A 4965-nucleotide genomic window follows, 5' to 3' on the forward strand; every position below is an offset into this window, starting at 1 on the left:
GACGCGACCGTCGCGGTCAGGCGGCCCGCGTCGTCGGGTCCGTCCGGACCCACCAGGGTCGCGGTGGCGGTGAGGCGCGCACCGGTGTCCTGCATTTCGAGGTCGGCGAGGCGGAGGTCGGGCAGCGCGTACGGCGCGCCACCCACCGCGACCGACGCGTCGCGGACCGCGACGTCGCGGAGTCGCAGGCGGCGTGCAGCGGCGGGGAGGGCGCCGGGGTCGAGGAGGGCGCGCAGGTCGGGTACCGCGGTCGCGCCGCCCGCTCCCGCCGGGAGGGCGACGTCGGCGTCGAGGCCGGACGCGCGCACGTCGATCGGGACGGCGCCGGTCGCGAGGCCGGGGAGGAACCAACCGACCTCGAGGTGCTCGAGGGTCGCCGTCGCGTCGGGTCCCGCGACGGTGACGCCGTCCAGCGTCACGCCGCGCCAGGCGTTCCCGGCGCTGGCCTCCCACGCGACCGTCCAGCCGGCGGCGGCGAGGGGGGCGCGGAGTCGCTCCAGGAGGGCGTCGCGCAGCCAGGGCGTGGCGGGCGCGACGGCGGCGGCGAGGATCACCGCGAACGACAACAGGGGAGCGAGCAGGCGTCTCGGCATCGAAGTGGGCCGAACCGGGCCGGCCCTGGGGGCGGAGCGCGGTGGCGTGCCCAAGGGTAGCACCGTCCCCCGCGGCGCTCGGGCGCGCTGCGTACCGCGTCGCGCGGGGCGGAGGCGGGCCGGGTTCCTGCGGTAGCATGCGCGGGCATGGACGACGTCGCGCGCCTCACCGCCCTGGTCTCCGGCCGCGTGCAGGGCGTGGGCTACCGCGCCTTCGCCCGCCGCCACGCCCTCGATCTGGGGCTCGCCGGGACGGCGGAGAACCTCGCGGACGGCCGCGTCGAGGTCGTCGGCGAAGGGCCCCGCGCCGATCTCGAGCACTGGCTGGTGTTCCTCCGCCGCGGGCCGGCGCACGCCGTCGTCGACGACGTCGACGTGCAGTGGGGGCAGGGAGGGGGCGTGCGTGGGTTCCACGTTCACTGACGCGCCCGCCCCGCTCGACGCCGCCGCCCTCGCCGCGATCCCCGGCGTGCTGGGCACGATCGCGCGGGAGCGGGCCGCCGCGTACGCCTCCGCCCCGGTCCCGGATCCCCTCCCTGCGCCCGACCCCGCGTCCGACCCGCCGGTCGCCGCCGTGGGGGGCGGCCGGCTCGCGTCGGCGCTCGGCGGGGCGGGCCTCGCGGTGCTGGCCGAGATCAAGCGCCGCAGTCCGTCGCAGGGCGCGATCGCGGACCTCGACCCGGTGGCCGCCGCCCACGCGTACGTCGCGGGCGGGGCGGCCGCCGTGTCGGTGTTGACGGAGCCGACCCACTTCGGGGGCGACCTCGCCCACCTCCACGCCGTCGCGGCAGCCGTCGACGTGCCCGCCCTCCGCAAGGACTTCGTGGTGCACCCCGCGCAGATCCTCGAGGCCCGCACCGCGGGCGCCGCCGGCGTCCTGTTGATCGCCGCGGTCCTCCGCGCGGCGTTGCCGGCGTACGTCGCCTACGCGCACGCCGCCGGCCTCGACGCGCTCGTGGAGGTGCACGACGCGGCGGAGACCGACGACGCGTTGGCGGCCGGGACGCGCCTGTTGGGGGTGAACAACCGCGACCTGCGGACGCTGGACGTCGATTTGGACGTCGCCCCCCGCCTGCTGGCGCGGGCGCGCGCGCAGGGGTTCGACGGCGTCGCGGTCGCCGAATCCGGGTACGCCACGCCCGCCGACCTCGCGCCCGTCCGGGGCGTCGCGGACGCCGTTCTCGTGGGCACGTCGCTCGCCGGGTCCGGCGACCTGGGGGCCGCCGTCCGCGCGTTGCGCGAGGCGGAGGTCGCCCCGTGAGCGGGGGCCCGCCCGACGCCCACGTGATCACCGGCGCGTCGAGCGGCATCGGGGCGGCCACCGCCCGCGCCGCCGCCACGCCCGGCCGGACCCTGCACCTGCAGGGGCGCGACGCGGACCGCCTCGCGTCGGTCGCGGACGCGGTCCGCACCGCCGGGGCGGAGGCGGTCGTCCACCCGTGCGACCTCACCGACGACGCTGCCGTCGCGCGGCTCGCCGAGGCCCTCCCCGACCGCCTCGCCGGCGTCGTGCACGCGGCCGGCGTCGCGCACCTGGGGCGCCTAGGCGCGCTCGGCGTCGAGGCGCTGGACGCGCAGTGGACGCTGAACGTCCGCGCGCCGTTCGTGCTCACCCGCGCGCTCCTGCCCGCCCTCCGGGCGGGGCGGGGGCGCGTCGTGTTCGTCAATTCCGGCGCCGGTCAGCGGGCGCGGGCCGGGTGGGGCGGCTACGCCGCGTCGAAGTTCGCGCTCCGCGCGCTCGCCGACGCGTTGCGGGAGGAGGAGTCGCCCGGCGTGCGCGTCACGACGATCTACCCCGGCCGGACCGCGACCCCCATGCAGCGCGACGTGCGGCGCATGGAGGGCGGACCGTACGACCCCGATGCGTACCTGACGCCGGAGGCGGTCGCCGCCTGGATCGTGCACGCCCTCGACGCCCCCCCGGGGGTGGACGTGCCCGACGTGTCGGTGCGGCCGGCGTGAGGGCCGTCGCCGGCCTCGCCGTCGGGCTCGCGCTCGGCCTCGTCGCGAGCCTCGTGACGCCGCCGGGCGTCGCCGTCGCCCAGGGGGCGACCTCGCCGAGCGACGCGACGTCGGACGCCGTGCCCGCGTCGGCGCGCCTCACGGTCGTGCCGGACGGCCCGCAACGCCTCGACCTCGCGACGCTCGTCACGGAGCTTCCCGAGGGGGGACGGATCGTGGACGCCGAGACCGGCCTGGCACTCGACGCCGAGCGCATCCGGTTCCTCGAGGGGGCGTTCGTGGAGGCGGACGGGGTGTCCGCCGAGCTGGAGGCCGCCCGCTTCGATGCGCCCCGCCTCGAGGTCGACCTGGCGGCGGGGCGCGCCGTCGCCCCGGACGGCGTCGCGTACGTCGGTGCGGGGCTCGAAGTGAGCGCCACGTCGGCGCGGATCGTCTTCGGTCCCGACCTCGTCCGCTTCGATGCGCCCCGCGCCCGGCGGCCCGACCTCGAGGCGCGAGCGCTGCTGGTCGACGTCGCGAGCGGCGCTGCGTGGCTGCTCGGGCCGTACCGCTACGCCGAAGGCCTCCTGACGCTGCGCGACGACCGCGAGGACGCCATCCTGCAGATCGTGCCCACGACGACCGACGCGGGGGAGCCGACGTACCGGGCGGCGAACACCGTCGACGATGCGCTCCGCACCCGCTTCGCTCCGTTGCGGCCGTGACCCCCTCGCGGTTCGCGCCGGTCCGCGTGGCGCGCGCCGTCGCGCTCGCGGCCGCCCTCGCCGGCGGTGCGTTCGCGCAGGACGCCTTGGAACGCGACCCTTCGTGGTCCAAGCCGCGCGTCGGGACGCCCTGCGCCGACACGGGCGCGGTCGTCGAGCTGCGCGGGGTGGGGCGCGCGACGTACGACGCGATCCGCGTCGAGGGCGACCGTGGGCGCGCGGTGCTCGACGGCGGCGTGTGCATCGAGCTCGACGCGCAGGAGGTCCGCATCCGCATCGCCCGCCTCGAGCTCGCCGGCCTCGAGCTCGGGGGGGCCGCGTCGGGGGACGCCGTCCGGGTCGCGGCGGACGACGCGGTCCTCGACGTCGACGCCTGGCGCCTCCGGGCGGCGTCGGTCCGCGGCCGCGTCGACGCGCTCGAGGTGCGTGACGTCGTCCTTCTCGGGCCCGGCGTCCTCGCCGTCGCCGAGCTCGGGACGCTGGTGGACGGGGACGTGCGCCTGACGGGGGTGCGCGCCGCGACCGACGGCTACCTGTTCGCCGCCGACGCCGCCCACCTGCCCCCGTCGGGGGGGCTGGTCCTCACGGGCGTGGAGGGCACCTCGTGCCGCGACTGTCCGGTCCGCATCCGCTTCGCTGCGGACCGCGCGACGGCGGACCTCGACGGGGGGCGCCTCGCGCTCACGACGCCGCGCCTGCGGGTCCTCGGGGTGCCGGTCGCGTTGGGCGACCGGCTGGAGGTCGGGGCGGGCGCGGCGGAGGTCGGCGTTCCGTTCGAGCAGCGCGAGGACGACGCGCTCGGGGTCGTCTCGCTCCTCCGCCTGCGCGAAGCGGGCGGCGCCGAACTGCGCGCGGGGACCGCGACCGCACCGACCCTCGCGCCGGTCGTCCGGTACGTCGCGGAGGCCGGCGGGGACCGCATCACCCTCGCCGCCGACGCCGAGGGCGTCACCCTCGCGGCGGGGCGGGCGGGGCCCGACGCGTTCGGGGCCACGACCCGCGTCGAGGCGGTCGCCGACCTGGCGGGGGCGGACCGGTCGGTGCGGGTGGGGCCATCCGCCCGGTGGCGGGCGGCGTCGGGGGGGCCCGCGACGGACGTGACGACGCGCGCGGGGCTCGGCGTGGAGGCGGTCGCGACGCCGCGCGACGGCGACCGCGCGCCGCGCGCGGGGGTGCGCGTCCCCGCCCACGCGGAGGTGGAGGCGACGCGCGACGTCGCGGGCCTGCGCCTGTCGGCCGTCGCGCGCGTCGACGTGCAGGGGACGCGCCTCGTGGGGGGCTCGGGCGGTGGCGTGCGTGGCGCGGCGACCTTGCGGGCCGGGGTGGGGCGCACGTTCGAGGTGGACGCGTTCGGGAGGGCGGCGCTCGACGCGACGTGGGAGCGGCGCTGGGCGGCGGGGCCCGAGCCGTTCTGGATGGGGCCGGCGGGGGCGACGTCGCAGCTGGCGCTGCGCACCGACGTGCGTACCGAAGCGTTCGGACGGGGTCCCGAACGTGCGTCGCTTCGCCTCCGCGCGTACGCCGACGTGCGGCTCCCGCCGGAGGACGTCGGCACCGATCGCCTTGGGGGGGAGGGCACCCTCGACGTGGGCGTGCCGGCGCTCGCGGTCGGTCCCGACGCCGCCGTCCCGCGCGCGACGCTGGCGGTCCGGGTCGACGCCGCCGGCCGGTTCGGGGGGGACGCGAGCGAGGACGGGTGGGAGGCG

6 protein-coding genes are annotated in these 4965 nt (G+C 79.0%); 5 read left to right on the top strand and 1 reads right to left on the bottom strand.

Annotated features, from left to right (window positions below; translation table 11 throughout):
* Window positions 1-593 (bottom strand): hypothetical protein (locus tag RI554_10440; protein MDR9392433.1); only part of this gene is annotated, 593 nt, incomplete at its 3' end.
* A 147-nt stretch (window positions 594-740) separates the two neighbouring features.
* Here RI554_10440 and RI554_10445 point away from each other — a divergent pair.
* The 5 genes from RI554_10445 to RI554_10465 form a co-directional block, all read left to right on the top strand.
* Window positions 741-1016: an acylphosphatase gene (locus RI554_10445; GenBank protein MDR9392434.1), complete on the top strand. Its 276-nt coding sequence runs from the start codon at window positions 741-743 to the stop codon at window positions 1014-1016.
* Window positions 997-1854, top strand: coding sequence for an indole-3-glycerol phosphate synthase TrpC (gene trpC, locus RI554_10450; GenBank protein ID MDR9392435.1), 858 nt, complete (start codon window positions 997-999; stop codon window positions 1852-1854). Before RI554_10445 ends, trpC begins: the two co-directional genes overlap by 20 nt.
* Window positions 1851-2555 (top strand): SDR family oxidoreductase, encoded by a 705-nt coding sequence (locus RI554_10455; protein MDR9392436.1) that lies wholly within the window; start codon window positions 1851-1853, stop codon window positions 2553-2555. The genes trpC and RI554_10455 overlap by 4 nt, the downstream gene beginning before the upstream one ends.
* Window positions 2552-3259, top strand: a complete 708-nt coding sequence (locus RI554_10460) for a hypothetical protein (protein ID MDR9392437.1) — start codon at window positions 2552-2554, stop codon at window positions 3257-3259. Before RI554_10455 ends, RI554_10460 begins: the two co-directional genes overlap by 4 nt.
* The coding region (locus RI554_10465) for a hypothetical protein (protein ID MDR9392438.1) at window positions 3256-4965 on the top strand (1710 nt) is incomplete at its 3' end. The genes RI554_10460 and RI554_10465, both read left to right, overlap by 4 nt.

The sequence above is a fragment of the Trueperaceae bacterium genome, assembly GCA_031581195.1.
Lineage (GTDB): Bacteria > Deinococcota > Deinococci > Deinococcales > Trueperaceae > SLSQ01.

Coding starts and splice junctions, on each gene's coding strand:
- RI554_10445 (MDR9392434.1), top strand. CDS start 741: ATGGACGACGTCGCGCGCCTCACCGCCCTGGTCTCCGGCCGCGTGCAG.